This window comes from Cupriavidus sp. FW305-F7 (genome assembly GCF_058782875.1).
This window is the reverse complement of record NZ_JBYSYC010000060.1, coordinates 24,240-42,190: the sequence shown is the minus strand read 5'-3', so window position 1 is coordinate 42,190 and position 17,951 is coordinate 24,240. Positions and strand designations below refer to the sequence as shown.

The window sequence follows — 17,951 nt, the reverse complement described above, 5'->3', positions numbered from 1 at the left end:
ACGCCCAGGTCGCCCATCTTCTTCCAGGCGTCCATCGGGAACTGGTCGGTGCGGTCGATCTCGGCGGCGCGCGGGGCTAGTTCGGCCTGGGCCCAGTCGCGCACGGAGTTGCGCAGCATCTCGATGTCTTCGCCCAGATCGAATTTCAGGCCTGGCAGTTCGGTCATGATGGTCTCCTGTTTGGAATCGGTATGTGTGTCGGGTTCCGGATGGATGGCCGGATCCGCCAGTTCAGACGTGGCCCAGTGTCTTGACCACGCACAGCGTCATCAGCATGGTGGCCACCTGCTTGCGGCGGCCGTCCTGCTCGACATAGACATCGCCCTGCGCCACGATCAGCGTGCGCCCGGGCTTGAGGACCCGCCCCACCGCCACCAGGCGTTCGCCCTGGGCGGGAGACAGCAGGTTGATCTTGTATTCGGCGGTCAGGCCCGCCTCATCTTCGCCCACCATCGTCAGCGCGGCATAGCCGCAGGCGCTGTCTGCCAGCGCACCCACCGCGCCGCCGTGGAAGAAGCCGTGCTGCTGGGTCACGCCGTCGGACCACGGCATCGCCAGCTCGACCTCGCCGCGGTCCACCCGCCGCAGGCTCGCGCCAAAGGTGGTCATCAGCCCCTGGCGGGAAAAACTGGTGGCAATGGCGTCGGCGCGCGCGGCGGACAGCGATCCTGGTTCAGCGGGTACGGCACTGGCGTTGGATGACGTCATGGCGGAGTTCCGGTGTGAAAACGTTGGGTCGCCGGGCAGCCACAGGCTGCGCGCGCTGTCCGGGTATTCTATTGACGTTTACGTAAACGTCAATCCCATCCGGCACGGATGCCGGTGGAAGTGGCGCTTCAGGCGGCGGTGGTCCGGGCCGGCGCATCGCCGCCTTCCGTGGCCGGCTGCGGCTTGCCGGTCTGCGCGGCCAGCAAGGCCCTGCACTGCCGCTCATGCTGGTCGATCTCGGCCAATTGAGCCTGCAAGTCTTCCATCTGCTGCTCCAGCGTGCGCCGGTGCGCCGCGAGCGAGTGCAGGAAGCGCTCCAGCTGCGGGGTGGTGTCGCGCGGCGACTCGTAGAGATCAAGGATCTCGCGGATCTCATTGAGAGTAAGCCCCAACCTCTTGCCGCGCAGCGTCAGCTTCAGCCGGGTCCGTTCACGGCCGTTGTAGACCCGCTTGCGCCCGCCCGGCCCTTCGCGCTCCGGCGACAGCAGGCCCTGGTCCTCGTAGAAACGGATGGCCCGGGGCGTGATGTCAAATTCACGCGCAAGGTCGGTGATGGTGAAGGTGGCGGAAGCCGCCGCTGGCGTCGCTGACATAGCCTGCCCAAAGAAAGTGAACGGTCGTTCGTTGTGAAGTCAAGTTTTCGCTTAAGATGGAAACGAGCCGTATGATTGACGTTTACGTTAGCGTCAACCAGGACGGCTGGCAACCGGTGCTTTCACGCCCCAGGTCTTTCGGGCCGGGCGTGGCGGCAGAACGAGAAAGCCCGCGCCCTGGCGCCAGGCTTCGACCACGAGACTCCTCATGAACGCACTCGAACACCAGCTCCAATACCCGTTCGGCGACACCATGCCCGAGCCCGGCTCCAAGCAGGAAGTCGCCCCCGGCGTCTACTGGCTGCGCATGCCGCTGCCGTTCGCGCTCGACCATATCAACCTGTGGCTGCTGCGCGACCGCCTGGACGGCCGCGACGGCTGGACCATCATCGACTGCGGCATCACCAACGACATCATCAAGGGCCACTGGGAAACCATCTTCGCCAATGAGCTGGAAGGCCTGCCGGTGGTGCGCGTGCTGGTGACGCACAGCCACCCCGACCACGTCGGCCTGGCGCACTGGCTGTGCAAGCGCTTCGGCGTACGGCTGTGGATGAGCCTGGGCGACTACATGAGCGCGCGCGTGATGGGCAGCGGCACCGGTGCCGGCTCCAGCGCGGGCGGCGACGCCGCCGCCGCGCACTTCGCGCTGCACGGCCTGACCGATGCCGACAGCCAGGAAAAGCTGCGCGCGCGCAAGACCTACTACCCGTCGCTGGTGCCGGACCTGCCGGCGCAGTACCGCCGCATGATGGAAGGCGACACGGTACGGATCGGCACCGATGCGGCGACCTCGGCCTGGCGCGTGATCACCGGCTTCGGCCATTCGCCCGAGCACGTGGCGCTGTACAACGCCGCCACCAATGTGCTGATCTCCGGCGACATGGTGCTGCCGCGCATCTCGACCAATGTCAGCGTGTTCGACATGGAGCCCGAAGGCAATTCGCTGCAGCTTTACCTGGACTCGCTCGGCAAGTATGAGCCACTGCCGCAGGACGTGCTGATCCTGCCCTCGCACGGCCGCCCCTTCCGCAACCTGCATACCCGCATCATGCAGCTGCGCGAGCACCATGCCGACCGCCTCGCCGAAACGCTCGAAGCCTGCGGCGGGAAGGCCTGCAGCGCGCACGACATCGTCAGCGTGATCTTCAAGCGCCAGTTCGACATCCACCAGATGACCTTCGCCATGGGCGAGTCGCTGGCCCACCTGCACTGCCTGTGGCACCGTGGCGAACTGGTGCGGGAGACCGGCGACGACGGCGTGATCCGCTTCCGCGCGGCCTGACTGGCTTAGCAGGGCCTTAGTTGGCGGCCGCCAGCGCCGCCAGGTAGCGCACCCCGTCGATGGCGCGGCTGCCATACCAGGACAGCATCTCGCCGTCGACCAGCAGCACCGGCTTGCCAAGCTGGCGCTCGAGCGCGTCGGCGTGGTCTTCGGTAAAGCGGTAGGGCTCGGTCGACAGCAGCACGAGGTCGAGCTCGCGCACCAGCGCGTCGCTCCAGCGGAAGGTGGGATAGCGCTCGCCGGGCGCGTTGGGGCGGCTGCAGTCGCCGCCCACGCAGGCTTGCAATGCAGCGCCGCCGTCCGGCCAGGTCTGCCAGTTGGCCAGCGCCAGCAAGCGGCTGATATAGGTGTCGCGCGACACCGTCATCCACGGGTCCTGCCAGATCGTATACAGCACGCGGCGCGCCGGCCACGGGCGCACGCAGATCGCGTCCAGCTGCACCTGCAGCGCCGTGCACAGCGCCTCGGCTTCGGCGTGGCAGCCGAAGATGCCGCCCAGCAGCTGGTACAGGCCCAGATTGTCTTCCGGCGCGCACGGATGGGTGACGATCACATTGGGCACGAACGCGCGGATCTCGTCCACGGTCTCGCGCCGGTTCTCATCGATATTGACCACCACGTGCGTGGGCGCCAGCTCGCGCAGCCGCGCCACGTTCACGTCCTTGGTGCCGCCCACCTTGGGCACCGCGCGCACGGCCGGTTCCGGGTGGATGCAGAAGCCGGTGCGCGCCACCATCTGCCGGGCCAGCCCGAGCGCGAACAGCAACTCCGTCACCGACGGCACCAGCGACGCGATCCGCACCACCCCGCTGGCGGCGGCATGCTGCTGGCCGATGGCGTCGCGCCACATGGTCAGGGCTCCTGCGGCGGGTCGGCGCGCCGCGGCTTGCGCGGCGCGCCCGCGGCCAGCGCATCGTAGAGCCAGCGCGGCATCACGTGCAGCAGCGCCGCCACCACGCCCATCGGCCACGGAATCACGCGGAAACGCCGGCCGGCTGCGATCACGCGGACGGCCTTGCGCGCGAACACGTCGGCATCGGTCAGGAACGGCATGCGGTACGGGTTGTGCGCGGTCATCGGCGTGCGGATATAGCCAGGCGCGATCGTGACCACGCGGATGCCGTGCGCGCGCTGCTCCAGCCGCAGGCTTTCCAGCAGCTTGATCACCGCCGACTTGGACGCGCTGTAGGCGCCCGCGCCCGGTAGCCCGCGCACGCCGGCGACGCTGGCAATGCCCACCAGCGTGCCGCGGCGCCCGAAGTGGCCAGGCTCGCGCGCCTGCATCGCGCGCAGGAAGGGCTGGAATGTGGTCAGCACGCCGAACCAGTTGGTATCCATCACCTGGCGGAAGGCGTCGAGGTCCTCGCGCTCGCTGGCGACGGTGCCGACCGAGACCCCGGCATTGGCGATCACCACGTCCGGGCAGCCGAAATGCCCAAGGAAGTCCTGCGCGGCGCGCGCCATGGCGTCGGCATCGCGCACATCGGCGCCGTAGACGCGCACCGCGCCCGGGTTGGGCAGCGTGGCGACAAACTCGCGCAGCGCGTCCTCGCGGCGCGCCACCAGCCCGAGGATGGCGCCCTGCGACGCGTATTCGCGCGCGAGAGCCTGGCCCAGGCCGCTGGAGGCGCCGGTCAGGAAGACTTTGAGAGGACGCATGAAGGCAGGGTTGCGGTCTGAAATAAAAAACGGCTGGTACAGGATACCAGCCGTTTGGCTTGCTACAGGTGTTGGATAACCCTCGGCTTGCGAAGGCCGCCAGCAGATTACATCTTCTTCGCCTTCACCTGGTCCACCAGGTAATCCATGGTCTGGATCGCGCCCTGCTTGTTGCCGGCAATCGACGGCGAGGTCACGAACTTGCCCTGCACCACCACGGTCGGCACGCCGTCGATCTTGTAGGCGTCGGCGATCTTGTTGGCGCGCTGCGAGTTGGTGGTCACCGTGAACGAGTTGTAGGCGTCCAGGAAGGCCTTGCGGTCCACACCGTTCTTGGCCATGAAGTCGGCGATCTCGTTGGGGTCCGTCATGCGCTTGCGGTCCACGTGGATGGCGTTGAAGACCTTGGTGTGCATGGCGTCGAGCTTGCCGATGGCTTCCAGCGCATAGAAGATCTTGGTGTGCGGCAGCAGGTCGTCACGGAACGCGACCGGCACGCGCTTGAAGACCACGTTGCTGCCCTGCTTCTTGACCCAGGCTTCCAGATCCGGCTCGAAATCGTAGCAGTGCGGGCAGCCGTACCAGAAGAACTCGGTCACCTCGATCTTGCCCGCGGCGACCGGCTGGGCCGCCTTCAGGACCTGGTATTCCTTGCCCTCGGCGGGCGCCGCCCGGGACGGGGCGGACATCAGCAGGCCGCCCACGGCGGCGAACATGGCGAACAGTGCGGCGAGTTTTTTCATCTTGGTGCGGCCTTGCGGTTTGGACGATGAGCGTATGACAGCGGCGGCGGCGTCCGGTTCAGCGGAACGCCGGCCACTTCTAGTGACAACGTGTTGCGGCGGTTACCGGCGATGACAGCCAGTGCCGCCGGCACGACCGGAATAACGCCTGACCCTGCGGTCCGGCTTACTGCTTGGTGAAGCGGATCACCGAGGCCTCGAAGCCGGACGACTGCAGCCGGTCGCGTGCCTTGTTCATGTCTTCGATGCGGTTGAACGGCCCCAGGCGCACCCGGTACATCTTGACGCCGTTGACGTCGCGTTCGGTGATCCTGGCTTCGAAGCCCTGCATCGCCAGGTTGGCCTTCTGGCGGTCGGCGTCGTCCGACGAGCGGAACGCGCCCACCTGCAGCAGGTAGCCCACCTTGTTGGCGTCGGCCTGGGCGATCTCGGCGATCGGGTCGGCCACCGGCTTCTCGGCCGGCTTGCTGGCGACGGGCTTGTCAGCCGGCTTTTCCGCGGGCTTTTCCACCGGCTTCTCGGCCGGACGGGCCACTGCCACCGGGGGTTGCTGGCCGTTCTGGCCAGAACGGCCGTTCGCCTTCGGTTCCGGCTCGGGCGGCTGGCCCACCGGCTTGGCCGGGGTCTTGCTCCACAGCGGCTTGTTGGGGTCGCTCGGGCCCTCGTCGGCGCGCTGGGCCGGCGGCGGCAGCTGGCTGGTGACATTACCCGGCTCGCTCGGGCGCGGGGCACTCTTCTGCTGGAACGGGGTCGGCGACTTGGTGATGTACAGGGCGACCACCACGGCGATGGCCAGCCCGACGATCAGCCCGAGCACCAGGCCCAGGAACGTACCGCCGCGTTGCTGGTTGCGGCGGACATGGCGCGACTCGCGCTTGCGTTGCTGTTGCATGAAGTCCTCTTCGGTGATGCCGGGATTATAGGGCCAGCGCCGCCAACGGCAGCACTGGCATCGTCCCCGGGGCCGGACGGCCCCGTGCGTCCCGCGCGGGGGACGCCGGACGTCTGCTTACATGCGGCGCGGAGCGGACACGCCGATCACCGCCAGGCCGTTGCGCAGCACCTGGCGCGTGGCGGCCAGCAGCGCCAGCCGGGCGCGCTTGACGGCCTCGTCGTCCACCAGCACGCGGTCGGCGTTGTAGAAGGCGTGGAAGTCGCCGGCCAGGTCGCGCAGGTAGAAGGCGACCGCATGCGGCGCCAGCTCGGCGGCGGCGGCCGACAGCATGTCCGGGAACTCGGCCAGGCGCTGTCCCAGCGCCTGCGCCTGGGCGCTGGCTTCGGGGCCGGTCACGGCGGACAGGTCGGCGCCGGCCAGCTCGGCCAGGCGGGCTTCCCAGTCCGCGCCGCCCCACGACTCGAAGATCGAGCAGATGCGGGCATGGGCGTACTGCACGTAGTACACCGGGTTCTCGTCGCTCTGCTTGAGCGCGAGGTCGACGTCGAACACGAACTCGGTATCGGCCTTGCGCGACAGCAGGAAGAAGCGCACCGCGTCGCGGCCACGGGTGAAGTGCGCGGGCCAGTCGGCCACGCCTTGCTCCAGGCAGCCGCGGATGGTCTCGCAGGTGTCGTCCTGGCCGTTGGACCATTCGATCAGGTCGCGCACGGTGACATAGGAGCCGGCGCGCTTGGAGATCTTGACCTCCTCGCCGTTCTTCATCACGGTGACCATCTTGTGCAGCACGTAGTCGGGGTAGCCCTGCGGGATGCCCATGTCCAGGCCCTGCAGGCCGGCGCGCACGCGCGCGATGGTGCCGTGGTGGTCGCTGCCCTGCACGTTGATGACCTTGGTGAAGCCACGCTCCCACTTGGTGGTGTGGTAGGCCACGTCCGGCACGAAGTACGTATAGGTGCCGTCGCTCTTCTTCATCACGCGGTCCTTGTCGTCGCCGTCGTCGGTGGTGCGCAGCCACAGCGCGCCCTCGCTCTCGTAGGTCTTGCCCTTGCCGATCAGCGACTGCACCGCGGCTTCGACGCGGCCGTCGCTATACAGCGACGACTCCAGGTAGTAGCGGTCGAACTTGACGCCGAAGGCCTGCAGGTCGATGTCCTGCTCATTGCGCAGGTAGGTGACGGCAAACTTGCGGATCGAGTCGATGTCCTCGACGTTGCCTGACGCGGTCACGGGCTCGCCGTCCGAGGCGCTGACAGTCTTGCCGGCCAGGAAATCGGCGGCGATGTCGGCGATGTAGTCGCCGTTGTAGGCGGCCTCAGGCCAGCTGGCGTCGCCCGGCTTGAGGCCGCGCGCGCGCGCCTGCACCGACAGCGCCAGGGTCTGGATCTGCACGCCGGCGTCGTTGTAGTAGAACTCGCGGTGCACGTGGAAGCCCTGCCACGACAGCAGGTTGGCCAGCGCATCGCCCAGCGCCGCCTGGCGCCCGTGGCCAACGTGAAGCGGGCCGGTCGGGTTGGCCGAGACGAACTCCACCAGCACCTGGCCGTGCACGCCGCGCTCGCGCGCGCCGTAGCGGTCGCCCTCGGCCAGCACCGCGCGCAGCACGTCGGCCTTGGCGGCCGGGGTCAGGCGCAGGTTGATGAAGCCGGGGCCGGCAATCTCCATGGCCTGGACCAGGCCCTGCGCGCGCGCGTCGGCCTGCACCGCATCGACGATGCGCTGGGCCAGCTCGCGCGGATTGCTCTTGAGCGCGCGCGCGACCTGCATGGCGATGTTGCAGGCAAGGTCTCCGTGGGCGGCCACCTTGGGCCGCTCGAAGGTGACGGCGGGCAGGGTGGCATCGGCCGGGGCGAGCGCGCGCACCGCATCAGTGAACGCGGCGGCAAGATTAGAGGTCTGAACAGGCAGCATGGATGTCGGAAGCCCTGTGGGCAAGGTATTCAGGCGCAGCCCCTGGGGCAGCGCCGGCGCCCGGAATACGGCAAGTGACGGCAAAGCAACGCCGCGCCGCGTGACAGGCATGGGAATCGGGAACGCCGAATTTTATCAGGTGCTATGCTGACATCATGCGCGAGGATGGCCCCGGGCCACAATCCGGGGCCAAAATCAGCGAGACTTCCCGCCCCCGGGAACGCCCCCGCCTCTCCGTGAAAGGAAAACACATCATGCTGATCACCTTCAAATCCCACGCCGCGCAGGACCTGATCATGATGAAGGATCTGGCGATGACGCTGCTTGGCATCATCGGCAAGCGCCTCGGGGAACGAGGGGTGATCACCGTTGAAGAGCTTCCAACCGCGATCCACAAGCTGGAAGCCGCGGTCGCCGATGCCAAGACCCATCCCGCCAGCTCGGCCGTCGAAGCGGACACCGGCAAGGACGAAGACGAGGAAGAACCGCTGCACCTGGGCCAGCGCGCCTACCCGTTCCTGGACATGCTGCGTGCCTCCCAGCGTGAGGGCGCCAACGTGATGTGGGGGGTGTGACGGGAACAGACACCCGGTTGCGTGCGGCACGGATCGCCGCGCGCAAAAAAAAGCCCGGCACCGCAGTGGGCTGCCGGGCTTCCGGACGAGAATTCCGGAAAGGGGGAATCCCTTGCAGGACCCGCACGGCGTGCCAGGCGGATCCCGGTATCGGTGTGGTGGCTGGGGGCGGGCCTAATCCTCCTCTGAATGGCGCCGGCCATTGGCCAGCAGCAGCCCGATCAGCGCCCCCACGGCCGCCGCGATCGCCACCGCCTTCAGCGGCGACTCGGCCACGCGGTGCTGGGCGTGTTCCACCGCACCATCCATGCGCTCGCGGGCGCGCATCATGCCGTCGGTGGTCTGGGCGCGCAGCCGATGCGCCATGTCGGTGGCCCGCTCGCGCAGGCGCTGCCCGGCGCGCATGCTCTCGGCAGAGCCCTCGCGCGCCAGTACTTCGATGGTGTGCTCCAGCTGGGCGATCAGCGCCTTGACTTCTGCGGATACCGGCGCTGCCGCATCGCGCGTGTCGCGCGCGGCATGCCTGATATGGCGGATGGCACTGTCGGCACTGTCGGACAGGTGGTTCAGTTCCTTCCTGACTTTCGGGTTCTGCGTCAGCATACGGTCTCCTCAGGTTCGGTCGGCGGTGGGGAAAAACGGCTCGCGGCCGGTGTCATCGCCCCCTGCGGACCAGGCCCATCACCGCGGCGACCAGCGCCACGACCAGGAAGATGAAGAACAGGATCTTGGCGATTTCCACGGCGCCGGCGGCAATCCCGCCGAAGCCGAAGATCGCGGCGATCAGGGCGATGACGAAAAATACGAGTGCATATTGCAGCATGGCTAGGCTCCCGAAGCGATCGGACCGCGCCAGGCGCACTGGCTGGGCCCATGTGAGGGCTTGCGCCAAGGGGTGCAAGCTCATAGCCTCATCGTAGAAAGCCAGCCCGCGCACCAATACTGACAGCGAGCCGATTCCGTTGTCAGCCGAGTCCTACAAGCTCTCGGACAACGCCCGCGCGGGCCCGGCTTCAAGGTTGACCCATGGCGATCGATGTGATTCCATGGGCGCTCCCTGGCGCTGCGGCGGGCGAGCGGCGCGCCTTCACTAAACAGGAATTGCCCATGTTCAAGCAGTCTTTTCTCCCCCACACGCTGCTGCTGGCGGGCGGCATCCTGCTGACGCTGGCGGTGCTGGTGGCGTCGGAAACCGGCAATATCCGCCTGCGCGAAAGCTATACCGACGTGATCCGCTCCCAGCGCGTGCAGACCGAGCTGGCGGCGCTCAACGGCGAGCTGGTCAATGCCGAGGCCGGCCAGCGCGGCTTCCTGCTGACCGGCAAGGAAAGCTACCTGGAGCCGTACTACAAGGCCCTGCCGCGCATCGCCGAGCTGATGGCGCAGATCCGCGCCGGCTATGCCCACGATCCCGAAGGCCTGAAGCAGTTCGCCGATACCTCCAAGCTGGTCAACAGCAAGCTCAACGAGATGGCGCTGACGCTGGTGTATGGCAAGCGCGACCTGGAAGTGGCACTGGACCTGATCCGCACCGACTACGGCAAAGAGACCATGGACAACGCGCGCCGCGGCCTGGACCAGCTGCAGGCGCGCGAGGCCGGCGCGGTCTCGCACCGGCTGGAAGGTGCCGAGAACGACGTGCAGCTGTCGCGCTACGGCATCGGCCTGCTCACGGCCATCAACATCATCCTGATGATGGCGGTGGGCGTGGGCCACGCCAAGCGGCTGTCGATGGCCGAGGCGGTGCGCATCCAACTGGAAGAGGAAAGCGTGCGGCTGGACCGCAAGGTGCGCGCCCGCACGCGGCAGCTGTCTGCGCTGGCCGCCCACCTGCAGCGCGTGACCGAGGACGAGAAGACACGCCTGGCGCGCGAGCTGCACGATGAGCTGGGCGCCATCCTGACCGCGATCAAGCTGGACCTGCACTGGGTGCGCCGCAAGGTGCAGGAGGACCATCCGGTGGCGGCGGAGCGCCTGACGCGCGTGATGCTGCACGTGGACCAGGGCATCCAGATCAAGCGCCGCCTGATCGAAGACCTGCGCCCCACGGTGCTGCTGAACCTGGGCCTGCGCGCGGCGGTCTGCCAGCTGGTCGAGGAAGTGGGGGGCCGCAATGACTGGGAGACCCATGTCAGCGTGCCGGAAGACCTGCCGCCGCTGCGCGACGAGGCCGCGATCGCGCTGTACCGGATCGTGCAGGAATCGCTGACCAACGCCAGCAAGTACTCTGAAGCCAAACACATCGATGTCAGCCTGGCCTGCCAGGGCAACCTGCTGACGCTGACCGTGCGCGACGACGGCAAGGGACTGCCGGCGGACTTCGACGCCGGCAGCACCGCCGGCCACCACGGGCTGCTGGGCATGGAGCAGCGCGTCACCGCGCTGGGCGGCAGCATGCAGATCGATTCCTCGGCACAGGCGGGCGTGCGCATCCGCATCGAGGTGCCGCTGACGGACGCGGTGCTGGCGCCGGCAGAGGAGCCGGAAAACCAGGAGCCGGCGCGCGCCTGACGCGCACCGGCGGACAGTGATGAGGGAACGAGGTGCTGGCCCGGCTCAGGGCGCCGTTGCCGCGTGCTCCTCGATCACGCGGAACACCTGCTCGAGCTCGAGCGACTTGTCGAAGAAGTAGTCCGCACCGGCCTCGGCGCACTGGCGGCGATACATGCTGACCTGGGCGTGGTTGGTGTAGACGATGCGCACCGCGCCGGTGCCGTTGCGCTGCATCGCGCGCAGCACATTGATGCCGTTGCCCTGGCGCAACTGCAGATCGACGATGACCACATCGTACTTGCCGGCGGCGAGCAGCCGCAGCGCCATGGCTTCGGTATCGGCCCAGTCCACGTTCTCGATGAACGGGAAATCCTTCAGGTATTCGAGCAGCATGCCTCGCAGGACCGCCGAGTCTTCAATCAGCAGTATGCTCAGCGCCCGGTAGGAAGTGTTCGAAGCCTGCTCCGACATGTTATGTATTGCTGGTCCTCGTCCGGTGCCGCCCATCTCGGGCTGTTATTCGACCAGGCCGTTCTTGATGGCGTAATAGGTCAGGTCAGCGTTGGTCTTCATGCCCATTTTCTCGAGAATGCGGGAACGATAGGTACTGACGGTCTTGACGCTGAGAAACAGTTCGTCGGCAATCACCGACACCGACTGCCCCCGCGACAGCTTGCAGAAGATCTGGAACTCGCGCTCCGACAGCATCTGGTGCACCGGCTGTTCGGTCGGCTTGTCGAGCCCGCCGATCAGCAGGTCGGCCACGGTGGCACTCACGTAGCGGCGGCCCTGGGCCACCGTGCGGATGGCCTTGACCAGGTCGTCCGGGGCGCTTTCCTTGGTCAGGTAGCCAGAAGCGCCGGCACGGATCAGGTTGATCGCGTACTGGTCTTCCGGGTACGTAGACAGGATCAGGACCGGCAATTCGGGCTTGCGCTGACGGATCAGCTTGAGCACGTCGATGCCGTTGCGGTCGGGCATCGAGATATCCAGGACCAGCACATCGAACTCGGCATCGCGCAACTGCGCCATGACCTGGTCGCCGCTTCCGGCCTCGCCTGTCACCTGGATGTCGGGCTCTTCGGAAAGGAACTGGCGCAGCCCGGCACGCACAATCTCGTGATCGTCAGCGATCAGGACGCGGATCATGTGGGCTCCACTGGGTTGAACAGACCGGCACATTGCCCGGTGCAGTCGGGTGCAGGCGGAACCGCTTGCGTTGATGTCATTGTAGTGCCGGGCGCGGGCGCGGGCTGTCAGTGTCAGGCTGACATTGGGGCGGGGCCAGCCCCCACAAGGCACACTGATCGCGCACAAAAGCAAAGCGGGACGGATGTGATCCGTCCCGCTTTGCTGCGGCGCGTCAGTACTGAAACTTCCTGGAGGGCCCTGGCACCGCCGGCACCGGCACGAGGCTAGTCGCCAATGGCCAGTGACTGTGGACTAGCGCAGCACGTTACTGCGCCTTGGCACCCGCGTCAGCACCGGCGCTGACGCCCACGCTCGCGTCGGTCTTGGCCTTCTTGGTCGACTTGGTGGCGTGCTTGCCATGCTTGGCCTTGGTGCCGGCGTCTGCCGCGGCGTCGCCGGTGGCGTCGGCAGCGGTGCCGACACTCTTGTCGACCGCCGCGCCGGCGGTCGACAGGCCCTTGTCAGCCGCCGAGCCTGCTGCCGACATGCCCTTGCTGGTCGCCGCGCCCGCGGTCGACAGACCCTTTTCGGCCGCGCCTGCGGCACCCGTGGCGGCGCTGCCGGCAGTGTTCAGGCCGCCCTGCGCTGCAGCGGCGGGAGAGGGTGTGGTCACCGATGCGCCGACGTCGGCCTTCGTGCCAACGGAAACGCCGGTGCCTTGGGCCATGGCCAGCGAGGAAGCGGCGGCGATCGACAGAGCGGACAGGGAGAGCAGCAGTTTCTTCATGGACAGACTCCTTTCAGGATGCCCCGCGGCGAAACATTCGCCGCGGTGATCACGCTGGTGATTGCGTGTATCGAGCCCTCAGTCTAGGGAGCCGGACTGCGCCGGTCTGTGAGGAGTTGAAAGGCTCTGTAAGGAGTTGTGAGGCGCCTGGCACATCGCCCCGGCACGGCTTTGCAGGCCGCCTGCAGCGGTTTTCCCTGTTGCATCAACGGGCTGGCGGCGGGGCCATGCCGCCGCCCCTGCCGCCCTGCCGTCGCACCCGGTTACAGGTTGGGGGCCAGCGCTCGCTCCAGCGTGGCGCGGTCCTCGTGGCGGCGCGCCGCCATGTCGTCGAGCTGGTCCTGTCCAATCTTGCCGATGGTGAAGTAGGTCGACTGCGGATGCGCCAGGTAGAAGCCGCTCACCGATGCGGCCGGCGTCATCGCCAGCGACTCGGTGATGCCCATGCCGATCTCGGGCGCGTCCAGGAACTCGAACATCGGGCCCTTGACGGTGTGCTCCGGGCACGCCGGGTAGCCAGGCGCCGGGCGGATGCCGCGGTACGACTCGGCGATCAGCTGCTCGTTGGTGAGCTGCTCGCCCGCGTCATAGCCCCACAAGTCCTTGCGCACGCGTTCGTGCAGGCACTCGGCAAAGCCTTCGGCGAAGCGGTCGGCCAGGGCCTTGAGCATGATCGCGCTGTAGTCGTCGTGGTCGGCTTCGAACTGCGCTTCCTTCTTCTCCACGCCCAGGCCCCCGGTCACGGCGAACAGGCCGACGTAATCGGCAATGCCGCTGTCCTTCGGTGCCACGAAGTCCGCCAGGCAACGGTTGGGGCGGCGCACGCCATCCACCACCGGACGCTCGCTCTGCTGGCGCAGGTTGTGCCAGGTCAGCGCGACCTTGCTGCGGGTCTCGTCGGTGTAGATCTCGATATCGTCATCGTTGACGGTATTGGCCGGCAGCAGCGCGATCACGCCGTTGGCGGTCAGCCAGCGGCCCTGGATCAGGCGCGACAGCATCGCCTTGCCGTCCGAGAACACCTTGCGCGCCGACTCGCCGACGATCTCGTCGTTGAGGATGTCGGGGAATTTGCCGGCCAGGTCCCAGGTCTGGAAGAACGGGCCCCAGTCGATGTAGTTGGCCAGTTCCGCCAGGTCGTAGTTGCGGAACACGCGCCGGCCGATGAACTTGGGCTTGGGCGGCACGTAGCTGCTCCAGTCGATCGGGGTCTTGTTGGCGCGCGCCTGCGCCAGCGTCACCATGGGCGTAGCCTTCTTGTTGGCGTGCTGGGTGCGGATGCGGTCGTAGTCGGTCTTCAGATCATCCAGGTACTTGGCCGCACCTTCATCCGACAGCAGGCTCGACGCCACGCTGACCGAGCGCGAGGCGTCCGGCACGTACACCACCGGGCCTTCGTAGTTGGGCGCGATCTTGACCGCGGTATGCACGCGCGAGGTGGTGGCGCCGCCGATCAGCAGCGGGATCTTCTTCACGCGGAAGTAGTCGTCGCGCTGCATCTCCGAGGCGACGTAGGCCATCTCTTCAAGCGACGGCGTGATCAGGCCCGACAGCCCGACGATGTCCGCGCCCTCGACCTTGGCCTTGGCCAGGATCTCGTTGCACGGGACCATCACGCCCATGTTGACCACTTCAAAGTTATTGCACTGGAGCACCACCGACACGATGTTCTTGCCGATGTCGTGCACGTCGCCCTTCACGGTGGCGATCACGATCTTGCCGCGCGCCTTGACGTCCCCGCCGGCTTCGGCCAGCAGGCGCTTTTCTTCCTCGATGTAGGGCAGCAGGTGTGCCACCGCCTGCTTCATCACGCGCGCGCTCTTGACCACCTGCGGCAGGAACATCTTGCCCGCGCCGAACAGGTCGCCGACGATGTTCATGCCGTCCATCAGCGGGCCCTCGATCACCTCGATCGGGCGGCCGCCGCGCGCCTCGACCTGCTGGCGGACCTCTTCGGTGTCTTCGACGATGAAGGTGGTAATGCCATGCACCAGGGCGTGCGCCAGGCGCTCGCCCACCGGCACTGGCTGCTCGGGCGTGCCGCGCCAGGCCAGGTTTTCTTCCTTCTTCGCGCCGCCGCCCTTGAAGCGGTCCGCAATTTCCAGCAGGCGGTCGGTGGAATCTTCGCGGCGGTTCAGGACCACGTCTTCCACGCGCTCGCGCAGCTCGGGATCAAGCTGGTCATACACGCCGAGCTGGCCGGCGTTGACGATGCCCATGTCCATGCCCGCGCCGATGGCGTGGTACAGGAACACGGTGTGGATCGCCTCGCGCACCGTGTCGTTGCCGCGGAACGAGAACGAGACGTTGGACACGCCGCCGCTGACCTTGGCATACGGCAGGTTCTGCTTGATCCAGCGCGTGGCCTCGATGAAGTCCACCGCGTAGTTGTTGTGCTCCTCGATGCCGGTCGCGACCGCGAAGATATTCGGGTCGAAGATGATGTCTTCCGGCGGAAAGCCGACTTCATTGACCAGGATGTCGTAGCTGCGCTTGCAGATCTCGGTCTTGCGCTGGAAGGTGTCGGCCTGGCCCTTCTCATCGAAGGCCATCACCACCGAGGCGGCGCCATAGCGGCGGATCAGCGCGGCGTGGTGGCGGAACTGTTCCTCGCCCTCCTTGAGCGAGATCGAGTTGACCACTGGCTTGCCCTGCACGCACTGCAGGCCGGCCTCGATCACTTCCCACTTCGACGAGTCGATCATGATCGGCACGCGCGCAATGTCCGGCTCGGAGGCGATCAGGTTCAGGAAGCGAACCATGGCGGCCTTCGAGTCCAGCATGGCCTCGTCCATGTTGATATCGATGATCTGCGCGCCGTTCTCGACCTGCTGGCGGGCCACCGCCAGCGCCTCGTCGAACTGGCCGTTCAGGATCATGCGCGCGAAGGCCTTGGAGCCGGTCACGTTGGTGCGCTCGCCGACGTTGACGAACAGCGTGTCGTCGTCAATGGTGAAAGGCTCGAGGCCGGACAGGCGCATCGGGCGCGGGGGCAGTTGGTTGTCGCTCATGTTGTCGGGCTCCGGGCTCAGGCGGCGTCGCGGTACTGGCCGGGCCAGGTGCGGGGGGTCTTGTTGGCCACGCGCTGGGCGATCGCGGCAATATGCTCGGGGGTGGTGCCGCAGCAGCCGCCCACCAGGTTCACCAGCCCGGAGGTGGCGAACTCTTCCACCAGCGACGAGGTGACCTCGGGCGTTTCGTCGAAGCCCGTGTCGCTCATCGGGTTCGGCAAACCCGCGTTCGGGTAGCACGACACCGCGGCATCGCAAACCTTGGCCAGCTCGGCGATATAGGGGCGCATCAGCGTTGCGCCCAGCGCGCAGTTCAACCCGAAGGTGATCGGGCGGGCGTGGCGCAGGCTGTTCCAGAACGCTTCCACGGTCTGGCCCGACAGGATCCGGCCCGAGGCATCGGTCACCGTGCCGGAGATCATCACCGGCAGGCGTTCGCCGGTGTCCTCGAACAGCTGGTCGATGGCGAACAGCGCCGCCTTGGCATTGAGCGTGTCGAAGATGGTCTCGACCAGGAACACATCGGCGCCGCCTTCCAGCAGGCCCTTGCCCTGTTCGTAGTAGGAATCGCGCAGCTCTTCGAAGCTCACGTTGCGCGCGCCCGGGTCGTTCACGTCGGGCGAGATGCTGGCGGTCTTGGGCGTCGGGCCGAAGGCGCCGGCGACAAAGCGCGGCTTGTCCGGCGTGCTGTACTTGTCGCAGGCGGCACGCGCCAGGCGCGCGGCCTCGACGTTCATCTCGTACGCCAGGTCCGCCATCTTGTAGTCTTCCTGCGCCACGCGCGTGGCACCGAAGGTGTTGGTCTCGATCAGGTCGGCGCCGGCGGCCAGGTACTGCTCATGGATCTCGCTGATGACCTGCGGGCGCGTCAGCAGCAGCAGTTCGTTGTTGCCCTTGACGTCCACCTTGTGTTCCGCGAAGCGCGCGCCGCGGTAGTCCGCCTCGGTCAGCTTGTAGCGCTGGATCATGGTGCCCATGGCGCCATCCAGGATCAGGATGCGTTCTTGCAGCAGCCGGGGCAACTCGGCAGCCCGGGTGTAGGGGCGCGGCGCGGCCGCGGTGGATTCAGGGGCACTCATGGCGGGGACTCTGGAAAGGCGGGCCTGCGGCGTATCCATGGCTGGATCGGCGCCGGGCCGCTGCTGTGGCCGATGCTGGCCAAAGAGGGACGATTTTATCAGGTGTATCAAGGCCTTGCGGCTGTCCGCGGTGGCCCGCGGTTGCCTGTCCGGCCCGGTGGCGCCTACACTGAGAGACGTAACCGTCACCGCCCCGGGGCGCTTCGCGCTGCCCCCTTCCTTGACCGACATGCAACATCTCTCCCCCGCCGACGCCCAGGACCTGCTGGCGCAATCGCCCGAGACGCTCTTTATCGACTGCCGCAGCGAGATGGAATACCTGTTCGTCGGCCATCCTAAGGGCGCGCACAACGTCCCCTGGAACGACGGCCCGGACTGGGAGGTCAACCCGCATTTCGTGCAGATGGTGAAGAAGCTGGCGGGCCAGGCGTCGGCGCGCCCGGTGCTGCTGATCTGCCGCAGCGGCAACCGCTCGTCGGCGGCGGCGCGGGCACTGGAGGGCGCGGGCTTCTCCAATGTCCAGTTCGTGCTGCACGGCTTCGAGGGCGACCTCGATGCGCAGCGCCACCGCAACACGGTCAACGGCTGGCGCCATGACGGGCTGCCGTGGGAACAGTACTGAGCGCGGCCCGCAGCGCCCGCCACCAACAAAAACGCCCGCCGAAGCGGGCGTGATCGTTCCAGGCAAAGCCGCTCAGTGCATCACCAGCGGGTGCATCATCACATTGTCGAACTTGCCGAGAAAATCGTCGACTTCCTCCACGGATGGCTCGCTTTCAATCAGGCGTTTGACGTCGGCGCGAAAGCTCTCGGCCAGATGGCCGCCGAGGAAGATTTCGCGCTTCAGGTTCTTGTCGACGATTTCATAGCCACCAAACTCAAGCGGCGCCTGATCGACATCCGCACCAAATTCCACGATGCAGTAGTTGTCGCTGTTGTAGATCATTTGCATGGCACACCTCCTGGGCGTCATGGATGGGCGGCATGCCCTTGTGGTTCTTGCCTCAGTTGATGCCTTGAGGGGGCGCCGCGGCTTTACCTCCAAACTTGGGGTGACCGGCGGGAAATCAAGTTATTGGTG

At 66.9% G+C, this 17,951-nt stretch carries 20 protein-coding genes; 4 read left to right on the top strand and 16 right to left on the bottom strand.

The window, feature by feature from the left end; all coding sequences use genetic code 11:
• The 3 genes from AC3WL8_RS35400 to AC3WL8_RS35390 all read right to left on the bottom strand — a co-directional run.
• Positions 1–167 (bottom strand): acyl-CoA dehydrogenase family protein (locus AC3WL8_RS35400; protein ID WP_492379847.1); only part of this gene is annotated, 167 nt, incomplete at its 3' end.
• A gap of 64 nt (positions 168–231) precedes the next feature.
• On the bottom strand, positions 232–708 hold the full coding sequence (locus AC3WL8_RS35395; protein WP_013955251.1) for a PaaI family thioesterase: 477 nt from the start codon (positions 706–708) through the stop codon (positions 232–234).
• 128 nt (positions 709–836) lie between these two features.
• Entirely contained in the window at positions 837–1,301 is a 465-nt protein-coding gene (locus AC3WL8_RS35390; protein ID WP_013955250.1) for a MerR family transcriptional regulator, read from the bottom strand.
• A gap of 208 nt (positions 1,302–1,509) precedes the next feature.
• On the opposite strand from AC3WL8_RS35390, the gene AC3WL8_RS35385 reads away from it, so the two are divergent.
• A complete protein-coding gene (locus AC3WL8_RS35385) occupies positions 1,510–2,586 on the top strand; it encodes an MBL fold metallo-hydrolase (protein ID WP_153956606.1) in 1,077 nt (358 codons plus the stop codon).
• A gap of 16 nt (positions 2,587–2,602) precedes the next feature.
• Here the strand turns inward: AC3WL8_RS35385 and AC3WL8_RS35380 are convergent, their stop codons facing one another.
• The 5 genes from AC3WL8_RS35380 to argS form a co-directional block, all read right to left on the bottom strand.
• A complete protein-coding gene (locus AC3WL8_RS35380; RefSeq protein ID WP_211980547.1) occupies positions 2,603–3,436 on the bottom strand; it encodes a helical backbone metal receptor in 834 nt (277 codons plus the stop codon).
• Positions 3,437–3,438: 2 nt separating this feature from the next.
• Positions 3,439–4,245 carry an SDR family oxidoreductase gene (locus AC3WL8_RS35375; protein ID WP_211980546.1) on the bottom strand — a complete coding sequence of 269 codons (807 nt, stop codon included), beginning with the start codon at positions 4,243–4,245 and terminating at the stop codon, positions 3,439–3,441.
• A 107-nt stretch (positions 4,246–4,352) separates the two neighbouring features.
• Positions 4,353–4,988, bottom strand: coding sequence for a thiol:disulfide interchange protein DsbA/DsbL (locus AC3WL8_RS35370; RefSeq protein ID WP_013955246.1), 636 nt, complete (start codon positions 4,986–4,988; stop codon positions 4,353–4,355).
• A 166-nt stretch (positions 4,989–5,154) separates the two neighbouring features.
• Positions 5,155–5,880, bottom strand: a complete 726-nt coding sequence (locus AC3WL8_RS35365) for an SPOR domain-containing protein (RefSeq protein WP_013955245.1) — start codon at positions 5,878–5,880, stop codon at positions 5,155–5,157.
• A gap of 117 nt (positions 5,881–5,997) precedes the next feature.
• Positions 5,998–7,794 carry an arginine--tRNA ligase gene (argS, locus tag AC3WL8_RS35360; RefSeq protein ID WP_153956608.1) on the bottom strand — a complete coding sequence of 599 codons (1,797 nt, stop codon included), beginning with the start codon at positions 7,792–7,794 and terminating at the stop codon, positions 5,998–6,000.
• Positions 7,795–8,048: 254 nt separating this feature from the next.
• Here argS and AC3WL8_RS35355 point away from each other — a divergent pair, with 254 nt between their 5' ends.
• Entirely contained in the window at positions 8,049–8,369 is a 321-nt protein-coding gene (locus tag AC3WL8_RS35355) for a DUF1840 domain-containing protein (RefSeq protein WP_013955243.1), read from the top strand.
• A 174-nt stretch (positions 8,370–8,543) separates the two neighbouring features.
• Here AC3WL8_RS35355 and AC3WL8_RS35350 read toward each other — a convergent pair whose 3' ends face one another.
• Together AC3WL8_RS35350 and AC3WL8_RS35345 are read right to left on the bottom strand one after the other, a co-directional pair.
• Positions 8,544–8,972: a DUF883 family protein gene (locus tag AC3WL8_RS35350; protein WP_013955242.1), complete on the bottom strand. Its 429-nt coding sequence runs from the start codon at positions 8,970–8,972 to the stop codon at positions 8,544–8,546.
• Positions 8,973–9,024: 52 nt separating this feature from the next.
• Complete coding sequence (locus AC3WL8_RS35345; RefSeq protein WP_010812883.1) at positions 9,025–9,192, bottom strand: DUF1328 domain-containing protein; 168 nt, start codon at positions 9,190–9,192, stop codon at positions 9,025–9,027.
• A gap of 284 nt (positions 9,193–9,476) precedes the next feature.
• On the opposite strand from AC3WL8_RS35345, the gene AC3WL8_RS35340 reads away from it, so the two are divergent.
• Positions 9,477–10,880, top strand: a complete 1,404-nt coding sequence (locus AC3WL8_RS35340) for a sensor histidine kinase (protein WP_211980544.1) — start codon at positions 9,477–9,479, stop codon at positions 10,878–10,880.
• 45 nt (positions 10,881–10,925) lie between these two features.
• Here the strand turns inward: AC3WL8_RS35340 and AC3WL8_RS35335 are convergent, their stop codons facing one another.
• From AC3WL8_RS35335 to AC3WL8_RS35315, 5 genes are all read right to left on the bottom strand, one after another.
• Positions 10,926–11,333: a response regulator gene (locus tag AC3WL8_RS35335; RefSeq protein WP_211980543.1), complete on the bottom strand. Its 408-nt coding sequence runs from the start codon at positions 11,331–11,333 to the stop codon at positions 10,926–10,928.
• Between the two features lie 45 nt (positions 11,334–11,378).
• Positions 11,379–12,011: a response regulator gene (locus AC3WL8_RS35330; protein ID WP_013955238.1), complete on the bottom strand. Its 633-nt coding sequence runs from the start codon at positions 12,009–12,011 to the stop codon at positions 11,379–11,381.
• Positions 12,012–12,318: 307 nt separating this feature from the next.
• Positions 12,319–12,780 carry a hypothetical protein gene (locus AC3WL8_RS35325; RefSeq protein WP_211980542.1) on the bottom strand — a complete coding sequence of 154 codons (462 nt, stop codon included), beginning with the start codon at positions 12,778–12,780 and terminating at the stop codon, positions 12,319–12,321.
• 263 nt (positions 12,781–13,043) lie between these two features.
• A complete protein-coding gene (metH, locus tag AC3WL8_RS35320; protein WP_211980541.1) occupies positions 13,044–15,791 on the bottom strand; it encodes a methionine synthase in 2,748 nt (915 codons plus the stop codon).
• 17 nt (positions 15,792–15,808) lie between these two features.
• Positions 15,809–16,870, bottom strand: a complete 1,062-nt coding sequence (locus tag AC3WL8_RS35315) for a homocysteine S-methyltransferase family protein (protein ID WP_211980540.1) — start codon at positions 16,868–16,870, stop codon at positions 15,809–15,811.
• 229 nt (positions 16,871–17,099) lie between these two features.
• Here AC3WL8_RS35315 and AC3WL8_RS35310 point away from each other — a divergent pair, with 229 nt between their 5' ends.
• On the top strand, positions 17,100–17,492 hold the full coding sequence (locus tag AC3WL8_RS35310; RefSeq protein ID WP_010812890.1) for a rhodanese-like domain-containing protein: 393 nt from the start codon (positions 17,100–17,102) through the stop codon (positions 17,490–17,492).
• Between the two features lie 72 nt (positions 17,493–17,564).
• On the opposite strand, the gene AC3WL8_RS35305 is transcribed toward AC3WL8_RS35310, so the two are convergent.
• Positions 17,565–17,822, bottom strand: a complete 258-nt coding sequence (locus AC3WL8_RS35305) for a BTH_I0359 family protein (RefSeq protein ID WP_010812891.1) — start codon at positions 17,820–17,822, stop codon at positions 17,565–17,567.
• Positions 17,823–17,951: the final 129 nt, after the last annotated feature.